At 64.3% G+C, this 20,741-nt stretch carries 12 protein-coding genes, 3 tRNA genes and 3 rRNA genes; 5 read left to right on the plus strand and 13 right to left on the minus strand.

What is annotated here, in order from left to right:
- Window positions 1-5 precede the first annotated feature (5 nt).
- Entirely contained in the window at window positions 6-743 is a 738-nt protein-coding gene (locus HNR11_RS03055) for a uracil-DNA glycosylase (RefSeq protein ID WP_179441084.1), read from the plus strand.
- A gap of 23 nt (window positions 744-766) precedes the next feature.
- Here HNR11_RS03055 and HNR11_RS03060 read toward each other — a convergent pair whose 3' ends face one another.
- The 6 genes from HNR11_RS03060 to HNR11_RS03085 all read right to left on the minus strand — a co-directional run bounded on the left by HNR11_RS03060 (window position 767) and on the right by HNR11_RS03085 (window position 6,694).
- A complete protein-coding gene (locus HNR11_RS03060) occupies window positions 767-2,827 on the minus strand; it encodes a threonine/serine exporter family protein (protein WP_179441085.1) in 2,061 nt (686 codons plus the stop codon).
- Window positions 2,828-2,928: 101 nt separating this feature from the next.
- Window positions 2,929-3,002: transfer RNA gene (locus tag HNR11_RS03065), tRNA-Val, on the minus strand.
- A 62-nt stretch (window positions 3,003-3,064) separates the two neighbouring features.
- Window positions 3,065-3,763 (minus strand): NAD(P)H-binding protein, encoded by a 699-nt coding sequence (locus HNR11_RS03070; RefSeq protein WP_179441086.1) that lies wholly within the window; start codon window positions 3,761-3,763, stop codon window positions 3,065-3,067.
- Between the two features lie 225 nt (window positions 3,764-3,988).
- Complete coding sequence (locus tag HNR11_RS03075) at window positions 3,989-5,644, minus strand: MDR family MFS transporter (protein ID WP_343050569.1); 1,656 nt, start codon at window positions 5,642-5,644, stop codon at window positions 3,989-3,991.
- Between the two features lie 72 nt (window positions 5,645-5,716).
- Window positions 5,717-5,789, minus strand: a tRNA-Thr gene (locus tag HNR11_RS03080).
- A 53-nt stretch (window positions 5,790-5,842) separates the two neighbouring features.
- Entirely contained in the window at window positions 5,843-6,694 is an 852-nt protein-coding gene (locus HNR11_RS03085; RefSeq protein WP_179441088.1) for a DsbA family protein, read from the minus strand.
- A 151-nt stretch (window positions 6,695-6,845) separates the two neighbouring features.
- On the opposite strand from HNR11_RS03085, the gene HNR11_RS03090 reads away from it, so the two are divergent.
- The 3 genes from HNR11_RS03090 to HNR11_RS03100 are packed head-to-tail and all read left to right on the plus strand — an operon-like array spanning window position 6,846 to window position 10,531.
- Window positions 6,846-8,441, plus strand: a complete 1,596-nt coding sequence (locus HNR11_RS03090; protein WP_179441089.1) for an alpha,alpha-trehalose-phosphate synthase (UDP-forming) — start codon at window positions 6,846-6,848, stop codon at window positions 8,439-8,441.
- On the plus strand, window positions 8,438-9,250 hold the full coding sequence (otsB, locus tag HNR11_RS03095) for a trehalose-phosphatase (protein ID WP_179441090.1): 813 nt from the start codon (window positions 8,438-8,440) through the stop codon (window positions 9,248-9,250). The genes HNR11_RS03090 and otsB overlap by 4 nt, the downstream gene beginning before the upstream one ends.
- 9 nt (window positions 9,251-9,259) lie before the next feature.
- Entirely contained in the window at window positions 9,260-10,531 is a 1,272-nt protein-coding gene (locus HNR11_RS03100; protein WP_179441091.1) for a DUF4032 domain-containing protein, read from the plus strand.
- On the opposite strand, the gene HNR11_RS03105 is transcribed toward HNR11_RS03100, so the two are convergent.
- On the minus strand, window positions 10,512-11,294 hold the full coding sequence (locus tag HNR11_RS03105; RefSeq protein ID WP_058887662.1) for an IclR family transcriptional regulator: 783 nt from the start codon (window positions 11,292-11,294) through the stop codon (window positions 10,512-10,514). The two genes, HNR11_RS03100 and HNR11_RS03105, sit on opposite strands and share 20 nt — an antisense overlap.
- 76 nt (window positions 11,295-11,370) lie before the next feature.
- Here HNR11_RS03105 and aceB point away from each other — a divergent pair, with 76 nt between their 5' ends.
- Window positions 11,371-12,972, plus strand: coding sequence for a malate synthase A (gene aceB, locus HNR11_RS03110; RefSeq protein WP_179441092.1), 1,602 nt, complete (start codon window positions 11,371-11,373; stop codon window positions 12,970-12,972).
- 44 nt (window positions 12,973-13,016) lie between these two features.
- Here the strand turns inward: aceB and HNR11_RS14160 are convergent, their stop codons facing one another.
- The 6 genes from HNR11_RS14160 to HNR11_RS03140 all read right to left on the minus strand — a co-directional run bounded on the left by HNR11_RS14160 (window position 13,017) and on the right by HNR11_RS03140 (window position 20,413).
- A complete protein-coding gene (locus HNR11_RS14160) occupies window positions 13,017-13,556 on the minus strand; it encodes a TetR/AcrR family transcriptional regulator (protein WP_179441093.1) in 540 nt (179 codons plus the stop codon).
- A gap of 132 nt (window positions 13,557-13,688) precedes the next feature.
- Window positions 13,689-14,378: a hypothetical protein gene (locus tag HNR11_RS03120; RefSeq protein ID WP_179441094.1), complete on the minus strand. Its 690-nt coding sequence runs from the start codon at window positions 14,376-14,378 to the stop codon at window positions 13,689-13,691.
- A 281-nt stretch (window positions 14,379-14,659) separates the two neighbouring features.
- Window positions 14,660-14,736, minus strand: a tRNA-Pro gene (locus HNR11_RS03125).
- A 157-nt stretch (window positions 14,737-14,893) separates the two neighbouring features.
- Window positions 14,894-15,010 (minus strand): 5S ribosomal RNA (gene rrf / locus HNR11_RS03130).
- 309 nt (window positions 15,011-15,319) lie between these two features.
- Window positions 15,320-18,431 (minus strand): 23S ribosomal RNA (locus tag HNR11_RS03135).
- A 457-nt stretch (window positions 18,432-18,888) separates the two neighbouring features.
- A 16S ribosomal RNA gene (locus HNR11_RS03140) occupies window positions 18,889-20,413 on the minus strand.
- Together the 16S, 23S and 5S rRNA genes with 1 tRNA gene alongside form the textbook arrangement of a ribosomal RNA operon.
- Window positions 20,414-20,741 lie beyond the last annotated feature (328 nt).

A 20,741-nucleotide genomic window follows, 5' to 3' on the forward strand; every position in this document is an offset into this window, starting at 1 on the left:
TGGAGATGACATCACAGACTGAACTGATCGCTCCGCTGGAATCCGGCTGGCAGCGCGCCCTGGCCGGGGAATCCGCTCACTTCCAGAATGTCCGGGATGAGCTGACCCGCCGCCGCGACGCCGGGGAGCAGGTGCTCCCCGCCCCGGAGCTGGTGCTGCGCGGGTTCCGCCAGCCGTTCGAGGCGGTGAAGGTGCTGATCCTCGGGCAGGACCCCTACCCGACACCGGGCCATGCCATCGGGATGTCCTTCGCGGTGGACCCGGAGGTGCGCCCGCTGCCGCGCAGCTTGAGCAACATCTTCACCGAGCTGGAGTCTGATCTGGGGATCCCGCGGAGCCCGCATGGAGATCTCAGCGACTGGACCACGCAGGGCGTGCTGCTGCTCAACCGGGTGCTCACGGTCACGGCCGGCGCACCGGCCTCGCACCGGGGCATCGGATGGGAGCAGATCACCGAGGCCGCGCTGAGCGCCCTGGTGGACCGCGGAACCCCGCTGGTCTCGATCCTGTGGGGGGCCGACGCCCGGAAGCTGGCGCCGCTGCTGGATCGGGGCGAGCACACCGCGGTGCTCACCAGCCCGCACCCCTCACCGCTCTCGGCTCGGCGCGGGTTCTTCGGCTCGCGCCCGTTCTCACAGGCCAACGAGGCGCTCAGCCGACTCGGTGGGGAGCCCGTGGACTGGCGGCTGAATCCCGCCGAGCAGGCCGAGCAGGCCGGGCAGGCCGGGCACGCCGGGCCCTGAGGCTCGCGGCTTCGGAGAAGTCCTCAGCGACGTCGGGTGCGGGAGCGTTCGTGGGACTGCAGCCCTGCGGTGAACGGGCGCATCAGCACATCTCCGAGCACGATCCCGGCGGCGATCGCCATGATGATGATCAGCGCGTTGAACAGCTCGGTCAGTCCGCCCATCATGCCCACGGTGGAGGCGTCCATGGCGATCTGATACATCCCGCGGAACACCATCAGCCCGGGCAGCATGAACATCATCGCGGGGACCGCGACCACCAGCTGCGGCGAGCCCATGCGCAGCGCCAGGACCCGTCCCAGCGCCCCCACCACCACGGCTCCGAAGACCGGGGTGATGCGTTCGCCCAGGCCGATGACCTCGGCGGCGTAGTAGGCGCAGAAGCCCAGCGCCGAGACCGCGCCGATCGGCAGCAGCATCCGCCAGCTCGCCTGTTCGACCACGGCGGCCGCCACGGCCGCCAGGAACACCAGTGCCACCAGGACCGCCGGGTGGTAGAGCCGGGTCAGGCCCACCGCCACCTCGATCTCCGGGGCGCCGAGCATATTGGCGATCACCACCGCGGCCATGATGCCGGAAGTCATCCCGGCGAAGGCGATCATCGAGGACATCAGACGACCGGCAGCGGTGATCGGGAACCCGTTGATCCCGTCCTGGATGGCTGAGACGATCCGGGCTGAGGGCAGCAGGATCATCAGCCCGCCGGCGACCACCATGGACGGGCGGATCGGCATGTCCATCGCGAAGGCCCCCATGGCGAACGAGGTCGCCATGAACCCTCCGGCCGCCAGTCCGAAGTACTCCGGCACCCGCCAGGTGGCGAGCTGCCGGGTGGTCCAGAGCACCAGGATCGTGGCGAAGAAGCCCATCGAGGCGTCCAGCAGCGGGGCTCCGAGGAATGCGGCGAAGAAGCTTGCGAAGATCGCACCGCAGATGGTGACCATCCAGCGTGGATACGGCTTGGGCTCGCGAGTGATCTCCCGCAGCCGGTCCTCCGCGTCGCCGCGGGTGAGCCGGCCGGAGATGATGTCGGTGACCAGCTGATGCACCGAGGCCAGCGCCCGGAAGTTGTTCGACCAGGACCGCACCACTCGCACCCGGGAGTACGGGATCTTCCCGTCCGGGGCCCAGTTCAGGCTGATCGACTGGTTGGTGATGTCTGCGTCGGTGTTCTTCATCCCGAAGGCGGCGGTGACAGCGATGATCGAGGTCTCGACCTCCAGCGCACCGGCCCCGTAGCGGAAGAGCGCCTCCCCGAGGTCCAGCACGAAGGCGATCGTGGCCAGCTCATCGGTCTCGACGTGCGCCTCGGCCTGGTAGGGGTTCTCGAAGGGCGTCCCGGCGAGCCGGTCCAGGATCGGCACGGTGCCGGTGGCCGCGCGCTCGGCCTGCATGATCCGGCGCAGCACCTGGGGCGAGCGCGGCCTGCGATCGAAGACGCTGGGGTCGAAGTCGGGGTCGCGCCGAGCCGAGCCGCTCAGCTTGGCCTTGAGCCAGGTGGGACGAAGCGCGGTTCCCCGGCGTGGGGAGTGGCTCAGCGGTGACTGCCGCAGCCGAGCCCCGGGGGCGCTGTGCGGCAGGCTGATCAGACCCGAGGAGGTCGGTGAGGCGGGCTGCTCGGTCCGCTGCGTCCAGGAGGTCGTGGTCTCCTGCGGTCCGGTCGGGATCTGCGGACCCAGCGGATCGGTCTGATGCCAGTCCCCGGTGGCAGGAAAGGCGTAGTGGTCCGTGGGCTCGCTCGCGCCGGGGGCGGTGGTGTAGGACTGCTCGAAGCTGGGATCCGCGACGTATTCGTGGCGGGCCGCGTCGTTCTCGTCCTGTTCTGCGGCGCGGGCCACCGCCTCGGCGTCGTACTCCTCCCATTCCAGCGCGGCCTCGGCCTCTGCGGAGGCGTGCCAGGAGGAGGCGAAGGAGCTGCGCAGCGTCTGTACGAACCCGGTGGGGGTGGCTTCCTCCAGCACTTCCTGGGTGGAGTGCACCACGGGGATGTGCGTGACATCGTCGGTGGGCTCGGTGCGCAGCGGGTCGATCGCTTCGGCGACGTAGTCTCCCGTGGGATGCCGGTCAACGTACTCGGGTGCCACGAACCCTCCTCGCAGGCAACTGAACCACAAAAGGACCCTGGCAGATGCCGGGGCCTTGCGGGGTGTGTGAGTGGTGGTGCCTGGATCACAGGCCAAGAGAGTGGATCTGAATGGACTCGAACCATCGACCTCTCGCGTGTGAGGCGAGCGCTCTAACCAACTGAGCTACAGATCCTGAGGCACCTGAGCGCGGAATCCCGCGTTCACGTGCCTCAGAAGGTTATCACCTGTTCAGACTCAAGACGAAACCGATGCCAGTGCCTCCGGGATCGGGGTCTTGCCATCGAGGAAGTTCACAGTGGCGCGCACCGCGGCGCCGCTGCGCAGGGTCTCGGTGATGACCTCCGCGACGTTCTCCCGCGAGGTGTCCGTTGAGGTCTCCTCGCTGGACATGGTCTCCCCGGCGGTGGCCGGGTCGAGCACGGTGATCTTCCCGCTGGCAGGCTCCAGGGTCAGCGCACCCGGGCCCAGGATGGTGTAGTCCAGGGAGGTGCTGCGCAGATGGTTGTCCGCCTGGTGCTTGGCCAGCGCGTAGGGGTAGAACGAGCTGTTGGGGTCCACCGTGTTGATGTCGGTCTCGCTGCGCGCGTAGGAGACCATCACGTAGCGCGACACGCCTGCCTCGGCGGCGGCATCCATGCTGCGCACCGCGGCCTCGTGGTCCACGGCCTTGGTGCGGGCGGGGTTGCCTCCCCCAGCCCCGGCGGCGAAGACCACGGCGTGCGCGCCGGTGAACGCCTCGGTCAGTTCGGCGGTGTCGGCGGACTCGATGTCCAGGACCCGTGGGGTGGCTCCGGCTTCGGTGATGTCCTGGGCCTGATCGGGATCTCGGATCAGGGACTCGACGCTGAAACCGGCGGCGGTGAGCTTCGGTGCTGCCAGGAGTGCGATCTTGCCGTGGCCGCCGACGATGACGACGCGCTGAGATTCAGCCATGGGGTGCTCCTTCGGGTCAGGGTGCCTTCTCGAGTTCAGGCCCGCCGGGATGGGTCTTCCCGACGGTTCTCTCCCCACAACGTCACAGCGCCCGCACTATTCCTGCGGGCGCTGCGGCGGGCCGATCTCCCACGGCGCGGCCCGGCTGGTGCCGTGGCACCCTGGCCGCGGGACCCGCGCCGGGTGACCGGCGCCGGGTGAGGCCTTAGCCCCGGGGCTGAGGCATCAGCCTCGGGGGCTGGGTCCTGCCTGTGCGCGGTCCTCGATGTCGGTGTCGGCAGCGGCGCCCGTGAGCTTGGGATCTGCGACCACGGAATCCGTGACCTCAGGATCTGCAACTTCAGAATCCGTGACCTCAGGGTCTGCAATCTCAGAATCCGCGACCTCATCGCTCGTCGCCTCGACCGCGGGGGTGGCGCGCAGCGTGGTGGCCAGGATCAGGGTGCCGATGCTCAGCCCCGCAGCGAGGCGGAACGCCACGCGGAAGCCCTCCACGGCGGCGTCGTCCGGGTTCATCCCGGAGTTCACCGCGGCGGCGGTGCCCAGGCCGACGGCGGCCACCAGGGCGGCGGTGCCGATCGCGGCGGCCAGCTGCTGCAGCGTGTTCAGCGCCGCGGTGCCGTGAGAGTACAGCGCCTTGGGCAGCGGGTTCAGCGCCGTGGTGAAGGCCGGGGTGAATAGCAGCGCCAGGCCAGAGGAGAGCAGCAGGTGCAGGCCCAGCACCAGCGGCACCGGAGTGGTCGGCGAGAGCAGGCTCATGCAGAACAGTGCCACGATCAGGATCGAGGCGCCCGGGATGACCAGCGGCTTGGGTCCCACCCGGTCGTAGAGGCGGCCGACGAAGGGCGCCATCAGCGCCATCAGCAGCCCGCCAGGCAGCAGGATCAGCCCGGTCTGCAGCGTGTCCAGGCCTCGGATGGTCTGCAGGAACAGCGGCAGCAGGATCAGCGCTCCGAAGAGCGCGATCATCATCAGCAGCATCATGGCCAGAGCGCGGGTGTACATCGTGTACGCGAAGGGCTTCAGGTTCAACAGCGCGGAGTCGGTCTTCTGCAGCTTCACCTGCAGCAGTCCGAAGCCGATCAGGCACAGCACACCTGCCACGAGGACGGCGATGGCCACCGGGTCCACGCCGGGGGCCGCGTCCGCGGAGACCTCCTGGGTGCCGTGCCCGCCGCCGATCTGGCTGATGCCGTAGACCACGCCGCCGAAGCCGGGGACCGCCAGCAGCAGCGAGGGGATGGAGAGTCGCTTCCCGGCGGTGCCGGGGTCCTTGTTCAGCCGGGGACGGCCCAGGAACAGCGCGATCACCGCGATCGGCAGGATCATCAGGAACAGCCAGCGCCAATCGGCCAGGTGCAGGATCAGACCCGAGAGCGCCGGCCCGGTGGCCGGAGCCACCGAGATCACGATCGAGATGTTGCCCATGACCACGCCCCGGCGGTGCAGCGGCACCAGGGTCAGCACAGTGGTCATCATCAGCGGCAGCATGATGGCGGTGCCGCTGGCCTGGACCACGCGACCTGCCAGCAGGACCTCGAAGCCGGGGGCCGCGGCGGCCAGGGCCGTGCCGGCGATGAACAGGCCCATGGCGGCGGTGAACACCGCGCGCAGGCTGTAGCGCTGCATCAGGAAGCCGGTGATCGGGATCACCGTGGCCAGGGTGAGCATGAACGCGGTGGTGAGCCACTGGATGGTCGGCTCGCTGACCTGGAACTCCTCCATCAGCGGCTGCAGCGCCACGTTCATCAGAGTCTCGTTGAGGATCATCACGAAGGTGGAGACCAGCAGCGCGCCGATGGTGAGCTTGTCTGCCGAGGGCAGTCGGCCGCCGTCGGGCGTCTTCACCTGCGAGCGGTCGTTGTGGGGTGAAGCGGGCACAGATCCTCCATAGAACACTAAAGAACCCCAGAGCGGTTCACCGCTGGGGTGACACCACTCTGGGGTTTTCGGAGCCCCCTGCCGGGTTCGAACCGACGACCTGCTGTTTACAAGACAGCTGCTCTACCAGCTGAGCTAAGGAGGCGAGGCGCCCCGCCAGGCGGGGCGCCAGTCACCGATGGTATCAGTTCGTCAACGTCAGCTCTCCGACTGGTATTCCTCGATGTGCTCTTCGACGAGTTCCCGGAAGGGGCGCTCGGAGTCGGCCCAGGAGACCTCGTCCACGTAGACGCTCGGGGTGCCCTCGATGCCCGCGGCCTGCGCGTGGCGGGTGGTGTAGCTCGCGAACGCCCGGTAGGTGCCGTCCTCGATGCACTCGCCGATGTCCGCGTTGAAGGTCTCGCTGGCGAGCTGGGTGAGCTGATCGTTGGACATCTCGTCGTTGTTCACCCGGTTCGCGGTGACCTGCCCGAGGTACTCGCTGTAGTTCTCCGGGGACTCCTCGGCCATGCAGGCGAAGGCGTTGGCCGCACGTGCGGAGTAGTTCGTGGAGGAGGAGAGGTAGGACACCGACCGGTACTCCGCGGTCACCAGACCCTCGTCGAGCCATTCCTGCATCTGCGCGGAGTGCTCAGCCTCGAAGTTCGCGCAGTGGATGCAGTAGGCGTCGGTGTAGATGATGATGTGCGGAGCCTCTCCGGTCTCGCGCTCGGCCACCCCGGGCGGCAGCTCGGACTCGGGGTCTGCGACCTCGGAGGCGTCGATCTGGCCCAGGTCATCACCCTCGGCCAGCTCGGTGGAGGAGCTCAGCACGAAGCCGCCCTGCTCGTTGGCCGCTGCCGGCGCCGGACCCTCGCTGGGCGCGGCACCGGAGTCGTCACGGTTGAGCACGAAGAGGGTCAGGCCCACGACGACGGCGAGCGCCACCACCACCACGCCCACTCGCAGCAGCACGGAGCCGAGCTTCTGCTTGCGCTCCTGCTCCTGCTGGATCTTGCGGGCCTGTTCACGCGCGTTGCCGCTGCGCGGGGATTCTGTGCTGCGAGCCATGGTGTTCTCCGGTGACTATCTGGATCATCTCTGTCCTGGTGCCCAGGACGATGATCGGGGTGTGGCTGGGGTCGAGATGACGCCGGGATCTGAATCCGGCAGTGCTCAAGATACAGGGTCAGCCTCGGGGCGGATGCCAGGGTATAGGCTCATGACGACGGCATCGCTGTCGCCAGGGGGTGTCTGCAGCTATCCACGGAAGGTGTCTCACGTGCCAGAGAGCAACGAGAACGGCAACGGCTATGACTTCGTGGTGGTGGCCAACCGTCTGGCCGTCAACCACGTCACGAACGAGGATGGAACCACCGGCTGGGAGCGTTCCCCCGGCGGTCTGGTCACCGCGCTGGCGCCTCTGATGGAAAGCTCCGAGGGCGCCTGGGTCGGCTGGCACGGCGCCGCCGACGACGTGCTCGAGCCCTTCGACCACGGCGACATGCACCTGGTCCCGGTCCCGCTGAGCAGCGAGGACATCGAGGACTATTACGAGGGATTCTCCAACGGCACGCTGTGGCCGCTCTATCACGATGTCATCGCCCGGCCAGATTTTCACCGCCACTGGTTCGAGGCCTACCGCCGGGTGAACCAGCGCTTCGCTGAGCACACCGCGCAGGTCGCCGCGCCCAAGGCCACCGTCTGGGTCCAGGACTACCAGCTGCAGCTGGTGCCCGCGATGCTGCGAGATCTGCGTCCGGACCTGACCATCGGCTTCTTCAACCACATCCCGTTCCCTCCCCCGGGCCTCTTCGCGCAGCTGCCCTGGCGGCACTCGGTGCTGCGCGGGCTGCTCGGAGCGGACCTGATCGGCTTCCAGCGTGCCTCTGACGCCTCGAACTTCCGCCGTGCGGTGCACAACCGGATGGGCTATTACGTGGAGGACGAGATGATCCACGTGCCGCTGCAGACCAACGCCCCGGATCACGGCTCCCCGCTGGCCGGCTTCAACGCCGACGCCGACCGCGGCACCGCGGTCCGGGTCAACAGCGCGCCCCCGGCCGGCGTCGCGCGCCTGGTGGAGGCCAAGGAGTTCCCGATCTCCATCGATACCGCCACCATCACGGCGCTGGCCAAGCGGGAGGACATCATCGCCCGCTCCCAGGAGATCCGTGAGGAGCTGGGCAACCCGGAGACCGTGCTGCTCGGGGTGGACCGGTTGGACTACACCAAGGGCATCCGGCACCGGATGAAGGCCTATGAGGAGCTGCTGCAGAACGGCTCGCTGACCGTGGGCCAGGTCTGCATGGTCCAGGTGGCGAGTCCTTCCCGGGAAGGCGTGGAGAGCTACCGGCTGCTCAAGGAAGAGATCGAGCAGACGGTGGGCCGGATCAGCGGCGAGTTCGACACGCTCTCCCACCCGGCCATCCGGTACTTGCACCACTCCTACCCGATCGAGGAGATGGTGGCGCTCTACATGGCGGCCGATGTCATGCTGGTCACTGCGCTGCGTGACGGGATGAACCTGGTCGCCAAGGAGTACGTGGCGGCCCGGCGCGGGGACGACGGCGTCCTGGTGCTCTCCGAGTTCACCGGCGCCGCCGATCAGCTGCGCCAGGCGCTGCTGATCAACCCGCATGACGTCGACGAGCTCAAGGCCGCGATCCTGCGCGCGACCACCATGGACAGTGAGGACGCCAGCGCTCGGATGGAGAACCTGCGCCGACAGGTGGTCCATCACGATGTCCGCCGCTGGGCCACCGACTTCCTGGACCGCTTGGGCGAGCTGACCGGCGTCGTGAGCGTGAAGGGATGAACATGGAGGCCTCCGTGGACACGGACCGTACGCTGCGCGGCGCTGTAGAGCGCTTCGCCGATCACCCGCGGATCCTGATCGCCCTGGACTTCGACGGCTGTGTGGCCGAGCTGGTCTCCAACGCCGCCGATGCCCGCCCGGTCCCGGCGAACGCCGAGGCCATCGCGGCCCTGGCAGAGCTGGACGGGGTGGACGTGGCCTATGTCTCCGGGCGCTCCCTGGAGTCCCTGCGTGAGCTTGCGCAGCCACCCGCGGGGGTGCTGCTGATCGGCTCGCACGGCGCGGAGAAGGATCTCGGCGAGGACGCGCCCGGCCTGGAGCTGAGCACCAACGAGACGCTGGCCCGTGGACAGATCATCTCCACCCTCGAAGAGGTCGCCGCGGATGCCGAAGGCGCCTGGGTGGAGCACAAGCCGGCCGGGGCGGCGCTGCACGTGCGCAACGTCGACGGGGATCAGCTCGGCGAGCAAGTGCTCGAACACGGACGGGCCGCGCTGTCCCTGGTCGACGGCGCGTACCTGAAGAACGGCAAGAAGGTCCTGGAATCCGTGGTCGTGCTGGCGACCAAGGGCGAGGGGATCACCGAGCTGCGCCAGCACACCGGCGCGGACGCGGTGCTCTTCGCCGGGGACGATGTCACCGATGAACATGGCTTCGCGGTCCTCGAGGGAGAGGACCTCGGCATCAAGGTCGGCGAGGGTGAGACCGCCGCCGGTCACCGGATCGCCGAGCCGAAGGACCTCGCCGGCGTGCTGCGCCTGATCGTGCAGCGGCGCAGCACCGACTCGGAAGCCCGACCGACCCGCTAAGGACCGCCCATGACCACCCTGCCCGGACTCGGCCTCACCGCCTCAGGCACCATTCCCCAGGAGCTGCTGGATCTGCCCTGGCAGCTTCCGCTGGAGGACTGGCCCGAAGAGGTCATCGCCGCACTTCCGCGCGGCATCTCTCGGCACATCGTGCGCTTCGCCTATCTGGGCGGCTCGGTGATCGCGGTCAAGGAGACCTCGGAGCGTGCCGCGCGGCATGAGTACCGGATGCTGCGCCAGCTGGGCAAGCTGGGCGCGCCCTGCGTGAAGCCGGTGGCCGAGGTCACCGGGCGCACCACCCCGGAGGGTGAGGAGCTCTCCCCCGCCCTGGTCACCCGGCATCTGCGCTTCTCCCTGCCCTATCGCGCGGTGTTCAATCAGATGATGCGCAAGGAGACGCTGCTGCGGCTGATCCACGCCCAGGCGCTGCTGATGGTGGAGCTGCACCTGATCGGCTTCTACTGGGGCGACGTCTCGCTGTCCAATACGCTCTTCCGGCGCGACGCCGGCGCCTTCGCCGCCTACCTCGTGGACGCCGAGACCGGCGAGATCCATCCGAAGCTCTCCACCGGTCAGCGGGAGTATGACCTCGACGTCGCCCAGGTCAACATCGCCGGGGAGCTGATGGACCTGATGGAGGGCGGCATGGTGGACGAGGAGGTGGACCCGATCGCGACCTCGCACCAGTTCATCGACGCCTACCGCGGTCTCTGGCAGGAGCTCACCGGTGACACTGCGTTCAACCCGGACCAGCGGTGGCTGATCGAGGAACGGATCCGGCGGCTCAACGAGCTCGGCTTCGACGTGGAGGAATATGACATCCGCACCGTGCGGGAGGACTCCAAGCTGCTGCTGCGCCCCAAGGTGGTCGACCCGGGTCACCACCAGCGACGCCTGATGAATCTCACCGGACTCGACGTGCAGGAGAACCAGGCGCGGCGGCTGCTCGGTGCGATCGACGCCTACCGGGCCGAGTCCGACCCGCACGGCGACGAGGCGGTCGCCGCCCATATGTGGACCCAGCAGGTCTTCCAGCCGCTGATCGCGCAGATCCCCAAGGAGCTGCGCAATAAGCTGGAACCTGCGGAGATCATGCACCAGCTCATCGACCACCGCTGGCGGCTCTCCGAGCGGGAGCACCGGGACATCAGTCTGGAACAGGCGCTGCCCTCCTTCATCGACGAGGAGCTCAAGGGCCTGCGCGACGAGGCAACCCTGATGATCGATCCTCCCGGGGAAGTGATCGATCAGATGAACCGGCTCAACCGCGGCGAGGGCTGAGCCGGCTCATCCGGCGGCCGATCTCCACTGCGGTGCGGCGCATCAGCGGCACCGCATGTCGGACGAACCCGTCATGCATCCGGCCGGTGGGGCCCGAGACCGAGAGCCCCATCGGCGAGGGACCGTGCGGCACCACGACGGCGAGGCAGCGCACCCCCATCTCCTGCTCCTCGTCATCGAGGGCATAGCCCTGGGCAGCGATCCGGGGCAGCTGGTCCAGCAGCGCCTGCGGCCGGGTCAGCGTCTTCTCGGTCAACGAGGGCATCCCGGTGGCGCCGAGGATCTCCCGCACCCGCACCGGGTCCATTCCGGCCAGCAGCGCCTTGCCCACCCCGGTGGAGTGCAGGTGTGCTCGTCGTCCCACCTCGGTGAACATCCGCATCGAGTGCGGCGAGGGGACCTGCCCGATGTAGACGATCATCTCGGACTCCATGGCCGCCAGGTTCACGCTCTCGCCCAGCTCGGCCACCAGGGCCTGCATCTGGGGCACGGCGGGGCCGCCCAGCTGGCGGGTGGCAGACTCCCCCAGCGGCACCAGATTCGCACCGAGCGCATAGCGCCGGTCGCTGAGCTGGTGCACCACCCCCACACCCATCAGGGTGTGCAGCAGCCGGTGCACGGTGGGCCCGGCGAGCCCGGTGGCGGCCTTGAGCTCCCCGGCCGTGGCGGACCCGCCCAGACCGGCGAGCACCTCGAGCAGCGCGAAGGCGCGCTCCACCACCTGTACGCGCTGTGAGTCCGCATTGCGGACATTGGCTTCCATGATGCGAACTCTATGCCATAGGAATGGAGCAAGCGAGAGCATCCGCGTCGTCGTCATCTCTGCAAAGGAGCAGCGCATGAGCATCACCATCCACGCCCCCTATGAGGTTCCCGGCACCGAGGAGATCCTCACCGATGAGGCCCTGGCATTCCTGCAGGAGCTGCACACCAGGTTCGCGGACACCCGCAACGAGCTGCTCGAGGACCGGCGCGCCGCGCAGGCGCAGGCGGCGAGCACCGGGACCGTGGACTTCCCCGCCGAGACCGCGCAGGTGCGAGACTCGGACTGGACGGTCGCCGAGCACCCCGCCGCGCTGCAGGATCGCCGCGTGGAGATCACCGGCCCGGCCGCTCCGGCGAAGATGGCGATCAACGCGCTGAACTCCGGCGCGAAGGTCTGGCTGGCCTGCTTGGAAGATGCGCTGGCCCCGAACTGGTTCAACGTGATCGACGCCCAGCGCAATCTTGCCGGTGCCGCCTCCGGGACCTTGGAGTTCACCTCTGCTGAGGGCAAGCAGTATCGGCTCCGCGACGACGTCCAGGCGCCCACCGTCGTGGTGCGCCCGCGCGGCTGGCACCTGCCGGAGAAGCACCTGAAGCTGGACGGAACTCCGATGATCGGTGCGCTGGTCGACTTCGGGCTGCACTTCTTCCACAACGCGAAGACGCTCACCGCACAGGGCCGGGGCCCCTTCTACTATCTTCCGAAGCTTGAGCACTATAGGGAGGCGCGGCTCTGGGATGAGGTCTTCAGCTTCGCGGAGGAGAAGCTCGGGATCCCCCATGGCACGGTCCGCGCCACCGTCCTGATCGAGACGCTGCCCGCGGCGTTCCACATGGAGGAGATCCTCTATGAGCTGCGCGATCACGCCTCCGGGCTCAACGCCGGACGCTGGGACTACCTGTTCTCCTTGATCAAGTACTTCCGCGCCGCGGGCGAGAAGTTCGTCCTGCCCGACCGGGCGCAGGTCTCCATGACCCAGCCCTTCATGCGGGCCTACACCGAATTGCTGGTGCAGACCTGTCACAAGCGCGGAGCATTCGCCATGGGCGGGATGGCGGCGTTCATCCCGAACCGGCGCGAACCCGAGGTCACGGCCAAGGCCATCGAGAAGGTCCGGGATGACAAGTCCCGCGAAGCCGCCGACGGGTTCGACGGCTCCTGGGTGGCTCATCCGGATCTGGTCGAGCTCTGCAGCGAGGAGTTCACCGCCGTGCTGCAGGAGCAGCCGAACCAGCTGCACCGGCAGCGCGAAGACGTGTCGGTCTCCGCGGCAGACCTGCTCGACGTCGCCGCGGCGGAGGGTGACGTCACCGAGGCCGGCGTGCGGATGAACCTGTACGTGGCCGTCTACTACACCGCCATCTGGCTCTCCGGCAACGGCGCCGTGGCGATCCATAACCTGATGGAAGACGCTGCCACCGCGGAGATCTCACGCTCCCAGGTCTGGCAGCAGATCAACAATGGGACCGTCACCGCCGACACCGGCGTGCCTGTGACCAATCAGCTGGTCTCGGGGCTGCTCGACGAGGAGGTCGAACGCCTGCGCTCGGAGATCGGGGACGCCGAGATGTTCTCGAAGTACTTCGAGCCGGCCGCCGAGATCGTGCGCTCCCTGGTCCTGGATGAGGACTACATCGATTTCCTCACCCTGCCGGCCTACGAGCTCATGCCCTGACACCAGCCGCATAGCGCCTCCGCGAAGGTGCTGAGAATCGGTTCTCAGCGCGGGGGTGCCAGCAGACGTTGCAGGCCATGGCGGTAGATTCTTTCTGCGGCCATGGCCTGCGGCGCGCCGGGGCCCCGCCCGGTAGCGGGCTGGGCCGGCTGCAGCAGCGCCTGATTCTGCTCGGTGGCCACGGCCCCCAGGGCGAAGCGCATCACCACTGCGGTCGTCTGCTCCGCCTCAGCCGGCGCCCACCCGGCATCCCTGAGCCGCTGCGGCAGCAGCTGCGCCGGTGGCAGCGTGGTGTCGAGCGCGTAGGCCAGCAGCAGCAGATCGCCAGCATCGCGCAGCGGAAGCACAAGCAGGCGGAACCGAAGCATGAGCGCCAGTGCGTCCCCGGGCTCATCCAGGAGAGGGTCCAGGATCTCCTGGGCCACCGTGCGCAGCAGCTCCTGTTTGCTGGGCACGTGGTAGTAGAGCGCACCGGGGGCGACGTCGAGCTCCCTGGCCAGTCGACGCATGGAGACGTCCTGGAGACCGTATTGGCTCAGCAGCGATCGCGCCGTGGCGGTGATCAGCTCCAGGGAGAGTGCCAAGAGGGTCGGTTCCTCACGTGATCAGGGACAGAGGGTGAAACGCTGGGGCGGCGGTCTCCCGCCGTGCCTGGCAGCCGGCGCCGGGAGCCGCACACAGGCGACGCCCACCGGGCCGCGCAGGGCAGGCAGCAGCTACAGGCCGTTGTCGCGGAAGAGCTTCTCGTCCGGGTCCGTCAGGGACTCTTCGATCAGCCAGCGGTTGGTCTGCAGCGCCTGGAGGTTCTTGGAGACCAGGGTGTCTCGGGTCTTGGCCACACCTTCAGCCAACAGCGCGATCTGCCCCTTGAACTCCGCGGCGTGCTGCGGCTTCTCGCTGTCGGGCAGAGCCAGAAAGAGCTCCAGTGTGCGTGGCAGGTGACGTTGGATGGTGCGATTCACCGCATCCTGATGTTCGGGATACCGCGAGAGAGTGTCCCAGCGATCTACGATCTCCTCGAGACCGACCAGCATCATCCGGAGCTGACCCTTGGTCGAGGGGGGCAGCTGCGCGGACCGGTCTCGCACGGTGTCGCTGATCTGCGTGAGCTGGGCGTGCAGTCGCTGCTGGTCATCGTTGATCCGTTCGGTGCGCCGCAGTCGACTCTGCGCACTGCCGACGACGACGCCGTAGGTCCCGGCGGCGGCGGCTCCTCCGACCATGGCGCCGGCGAGGATCGCCCAGAGATTGGGCAGCATGACCAGCAGCATCAGCCCGAAGCCGAGCAGGAACGCCAGGAGAGGCAGGGCGATGTGCGTGCGGCGCTGGGCATCGGTGCCCTGCGGTTCGCCGCGCGAGAGTTCAGAGCCGATGGGAACCTCCTGCTCACTGCTGCTGGGTATCACTCAAGGATATAGCCCGCCGATGGACAGACTCTGGACGAGGCATGAGGCAGACCTGGCGGCAGGCACCAGGGTCTGGAGGGGGCCCGTGCGAGCCAGGCCTGCCAACCCCGGGCCGTCACCGAACCAGGGCGGTCAAGAACCTGGGCGGTCAAGAACCCGGGAGGTCAAGAACCCCGGCTGGTGGAGCAGCGGCGGACCTGTCCCGGAGGATGCATCGGATGGTGAACCCAAAGATGGGCCGGGGTCCTGCCTGGCGGCAGATCCACGGCCCATCTCATCAGTGGTCGGGGTGACAGGATTTGAACCTGCGACCTCGTCGTCCCGAACGACGCGCGCTACCAAGCTGCGCCACACCCCGTGATCCCACGCCCCGAGAACCTTCATGGTCCAAGGGCGCAGACTGTCATCCTATCCAGGAAGGCATCCGCTGAGCAAAACGGCGAATACCATCCCGGATACAGGTCAAGCCCGGACCCCCGCAGGGGACCGGGCTTGAACCCTCTTTACTAAATAGTGTCCGGCGGCGACCTACTCTCCCACACACTCCAGTGTGCAGTACCATCGGCGCAGTGGGCCTTAGCTTCCGGGTTCGGGATGGGACCGGGCGTTTCCCCCACGCTATGACCGCCGTAACTCTAGAACAACACCTCATGTTTTCCCACACCACCACACACCCCGTACATCTGGGCTCTTGTGGTGGGGTACTCACCGGTGCTGTAAACCTAAACTCACAACAACACTCTTCACTTATCCCCCACACCGGCCCCTCGAACACTCGAGGAACCAGCACACATGGGGGTCTGACCTGACCCACACCACCACCAACAGGCCCCTCAAAAAGAGAGGGCGCGGTGGTGTTGTGGGGTTGTTGGCAGAGAACCGCCTAGTGGACGCGAACACGCAGTGTTCTAATGAAACTCACCGAGCACACTTGATAAGTGTGGTGTAAGTGATCGGCTTATTAGTACCAGTCAGCTTCACGCATTGCTGCGCTTCCACATCTGGCCTATCAACCCAGTAGTCTAGCTGGGAGCCTTCACACCTTAAAGGTGACGGAGATCTTATCTTGAAGCCGGCTTCCCACTTAGATGCTTTCAGCGGTTATCCATCCCGAACGTAGCTAATCAGCGGTGCACTTGGCAGTACAACTGACACACCAGAGGTTCGTCCGTCCCGGTCCTCTCGTACTAAGGACAGACCTTCTCAAATCTCCTGCGCGCGCAGCGGATAGGGACCGAACTGTCTCACGACGTTCTAAACCCAGCTCGCGTACCGCTTTAATGGGCGAACAGCCCAACCCTTGGGACCAACTCCAGCCCCAGGATGCGACGAGCCGACATCGAGGTGCCAAACCATGCCGTCGATATGGACTCTTGGGCAGGATCAGCCTGTTATCCCCGAGGTACCTTTTATCCGTTGAGCGACGGCCCTTCCACACGGTGCCGCCGGATCACTAGTCCCAACTTTCGTTCCTGCTCGAGCTGCCGCTCTCACAGTCAAGCTCCCTTGTGCACTTACACTCGACACCTGATTGCCAACCAGGCTGAGGGAACCTTTGGGCGCCTCCGTTACTCTTTAGGAGGCAACCGCCCCAGTTAAACTACCCACCAGGCACTGTCCCTGGACCCGATCAGGGCCCGAAGTTAGATGCCTAACAACACCAGAGTGGTATTTCAACGATGACTCCACAACCACTAGCGTGGCCGCTTCACAGTCTCCCACCTATCCTACACAAGTGATGTCAAACACCAATACCAAGCTATAGTAAAGGTCTCGGGGTCTTTCCGTCCTGCTGCGCGTAACGAGCATCTTTACTCGTAGTGCAATTTCGCCGAGTCCACGGTTGAGACAGCGGGGAAGTCGTTACTCCATTCGTGCAGGTCGGAACTTACCCGACAAGGAATTTCGCTACCTTAGGATGGTTATAGTTACCACCGCCGTTTACTGGGGCTTAAATTCAGAGCTTCGCCACAAGGACTAACCCTTCCTCTTAACCTTCCAGCACCGGGCAGGAGTCAGTCCGTATACATCGTCTTACGACTTCGCACGGACCTGTGTTTTTAGTAAACAGTCGCTTCCCCCTGGTCTCTGCGACCACCACCAGCTCACCAAAGCAAGCCTGGATCACCAGGGTGGTCCCCCTTCTCCCGAAGTTACGGGGGTATTTTGCCGAGTTCCTTAACCGTGGTTCTCTCGATCGCCTTAGTATTCTCTACCTGACCACCTGTGTCGGTTATGGGTACGGGCGGTACAAGCCCTCGCGCCGATGCTTTTCTTGGCAGCATAGGATCACTGAATCCCCCACATAGTGGAGTCCCATCAAGTCTCACCCTTATAACGAGTCCCGGATTTGCCTAGGACTCGGGCTACACTCTTAGACCCAGACAACCATCGCTGGGCTCAGCTACCTTCCTGCGTCACACCTGTTAATACGCTTGGCTCCCCGGTTCAGGTCCTGCGCTCCTCGTACACGTCGATCCCACAAGGGGACCGCTCTAGCACGATTCGGGCAGTTAGTATCACCAGTTCACCATGGGCGGTCTTATACCGGTACGGGAATATCAACCCGTTGTCCATCGACTACGCCTGTCGGCCTCGCCTTAGGTCCCGACTAACCCAGGGCAGATTAGCTTGACCCTGGAACCCTTAGTCATTCGGCGGACACGTTTCTCACGTGTCTTTCGCTACTCATGCCTGCATTCTCACTCGAACACACTCCACAGACGAGCTTACGCTGCTGCTTCACCGCAGTGTTCGACGCTCCCCTACCCATCTAATCCTCAAGGGACTAAATGCCACAGTTTCGGTGGTGTGCTTGAGCCCCGCTAAATTGTCGGCGCGGAATCACTTGACCAGTGAGCTATTACGCACTCTTTCAAGGGTGGCTGCTTCTAAGCCAACCTCCTGGTTGTCTAAGCAACTCCACATCCTTTCCCACTTAGCACACGCTTAGGGACCTTAACTGGTGGTCTGGGCTGTTTCCCTCTCGACCATGAAGCTTATCCCCCACAGTCTCACTGCTGCGCTCTGACTTGACCGGCATTCGGAGTTTAGCTGACGTCAGTAACCTTGTAGGGCCCATCGGCCATCCAGTAGCTCTACCTCCGGCAAGAAACACGCAACGCTGCACCTAAATGCATTTCGGGGAGAACCAGCTATCACGGAGTTTGATTGGCCTTTCACCCCTACCCACAGCTCATCCCCCCAGTTTTCAACCTAGGTGGGTTCGGTCCTCCACGCGCTCTTACACGCGCTTCAACCTGGCCATGGGTAGATCACTCCGCTTCGGGTCTAGACCCAGCGACTAAAAACGCCCTATTCAGACTCGCTTTCGCTACGGCTTCCCCACACGGGTTAACCTCGCCACTGAGCACTAACTCGCAGGCTCATTCTTCAAAAGGCACGCCATCACACCCCTCAAGGATGCTTTGACGGATTGTAGGCACATGGTTTCAGGTACTATTTCACTCCCCTCCCGGGGTACTTTTCACCATTCCCTCACGGTACTGATTCACTATCGGTTAGTAGGTAGTATTTAGGCTTACCAGGTGGTCCTGGCTGATTCACACAAGATTCCTCGAGCCTCGTGCTACTCGGGATACATCTACAGGCCGGCGGAACGCATTACGACTACGGGACTCACACCCTCTACGGCGAAGGACTCAACCTTCTTCGTCTATACGCCCGCACCTCAACCCCAAGGACTGGTAGATCCTCAACGAGATGTCCCACAACCCCGGCCACGCAACCCCTACCAGGTATCACACGCAACCGGTTTAGCCCCATCCGCTTTCGCTCGCCACTACTCACAGAATCACTACATTGTTTTCTCTTCCTGTCGGTACTGAGATGTTTCACTTCCCGACGTTCCCTCCAACCGGTCTATACATTCAACCGGTGGTCACACACCACAACAGCATGCGGGGTTTCCCCATTCGGAAATCCTGGTATCAACGCTCGGTTATCAACTCCACCAGGCTTATCGCAGATTCCCACGTCCTTCATCGGCTCCTACTACCAAGGCATTCACCATGCGCCCTAAAACACTTACGACCATCATCACAGTAGCTGCGATGACACTCACAACATTAAGTGCTCGACTAAAAATTGACACAAAGAACACTGACCACACCACACGGCGTGATCAGCATGATTCGAGTACTTTCGTTCAATTAAGAACAAAGATGCTCGCGTCCACTATGCAGTTCCCAAACAACAACCCCCACCACCATCACCAACCCCACTGACGGGGCCGGCTACCTGAAGCCGAGGGCCAGATCATGAAACAACCATTGTTGTCTCAGGACCCAACAGTGTGCCAAGCACCATGACCACCAGGCACTGACTCTCTTCCCAACCCGAACCCCACACAAGGTGAGGATCAGGCGTACCGGAGAAACCAGCGCCAAGACCATGATGACGATTCGTTGATATTCCACCCTTGAGCAAACCACCAGTCACACGAACGGTGACATCAAGTGGCGGACCCGACTCGGGTCCAGCTCCTTAGAAAGGAGGTGATCCAGCCGCACCTTCCGGTACGGCTACCTTGTTACGACTTAGTCCCAATCGCGAGTCCCACCTTCGACGGCTCCCCCCACAAGGGTTAGGCCACCGGCTTCGGGTGTTACCCACTTTCGTGACTTGACGGGCGGTGTGTACAAGGCCCGGGAACGTATTCACCGCAGCGTTGCTGATCTGCGATTACTAGCGACTCCAACTTCACGAAGTCGAGTTGCAGACTTCGATCCGAACTGAGACCGGCTTTTAGGGATTAGCTCCACCTCACAGTATCGCAACCCATTGTACCGGCCATTGTAGCATGCGTGAAGCCCAAGACATAAGGGGCATGATGATTTGACGTCGTCCCCACCTTCCTCCGAGTTGACCCCGGCAGTCTCCCATGAGTCCCCACCATGACGTGCTGGCAACATAGGATAGGGGTTGCGCTCGTTGCGGGACTTAACCCAACATCTCACGACACGAGCTGACGACAACCATGCACCACCTGTGAACCGACCCCGAAGGGAAACTGCATCTCTGCAGCGGTCCGGTCCATGTCAAGCCTTGGTAAGGTTCTTCGCGTTGCATCGAATTAATCCGCATGCTCCGCCGCTTGTGCGGGCCCCCGTCAATTCCTTTGAGTTTTAGCCTTGCGGCCGTACTCCCCAGGCGGGGCACTTAATGCGTTAGCTACGGCGCGGAAAACGTGGAATGTTCCCCACACCTAGTGCCCAACGTTTACGGCATGGACTACCAGGGTATCTAATCCTGTTCGCTCCCCATGCTTTCGCTCCTCAGCGTCAGTAACAGCCCAGAGACCTGCCTTCGCCATCGGTGTTCCTCCTGATATCTGCGCATTTCACCGCTACACCAGGAATTCCAGTCTCCCCTACTGCACTCTAGTCTGCCCGTACCCACTGCACACCCGGGGTTGAGCCCCGGGCTTTCACAGCAGACGTGACAAACCGCCTACGAGCTCTTTACGCCCAATAATTCCGGATAACGCTCGCGCCCTACGTATTACCGCGGCTGCTGGCACGTAGTTAGCCGGCGCTTCTTCTGCAGGTACCGTCACTTTCGCTTCTTCCCTGCTGAAAGCGGTTTACAACCCGAAGGCCGTCATCCCGCACGCGGCGTCGCTGCATCAGGCTTTCGCCCATTGTGCAATATTCCCCACTGCTGCCTCCCGTAGGAGTCTGGGCCGTGTCTCAGTCCCAGTGTGGCCGGTCACCCTCTCAGGCCGGCTACCCGTCATCGCCTTGGTGAGCCATTACCTCACCAACAAGCTGATAGGCCGCGAGTCCATCCAAAACCGATAAATCTTTCCACCAGCACCCCATGCGAGGACTGGTCGTATCCGGTATTAGACCCAGTTTCCCGGGCTTATCCCAGAGTTAAGGGAAGGTTACTCACGTGATACTCACCCGTTCGCCACTAATCCAACCGTGCAAGCACGGTCTTCATCGTTCGACTTGCATGTGTTAAGCACGCCGCCAGCGTTCATCCTGAGCCAGGATCAAACTCTCCATTAAAAAATTAATAAGAGAAAGCATCCACAACTAACAACAAACAGACCAGACCCTGCCAGAAAAACAAGGCCCTCACGATCCGTTCATCACCAGCCACAGACACCTGTTTAATGAATCCTTGGCTAAATTTGCGATCACTACCACGGGGGTGGTAATGTCACTGTTATAACCAAATAAATAATTTGGTATCAACAAACTTGGCACACTATTGAGTTCTCAAACAACAACCGCTACCGGCACCATCAGGACTGTTGTTTTCCTGAATCGCTCCGAAGCAACTTTGTAAGCTTACCAACAAGCTTCCGCATCGTCAATTCGGTGTTTCCACCGT

Source organism: Nesterenkonia sandarakina, from assembly GCF_013410215.1.
In the GTDB taxonomy this organism is placed as follows: Bacteria; Actinomycetota; Actinomycetes; order Actinomycetales; family Micrococcaceae; genus Nesterenkonia; species Nesterenkonia sandarakina.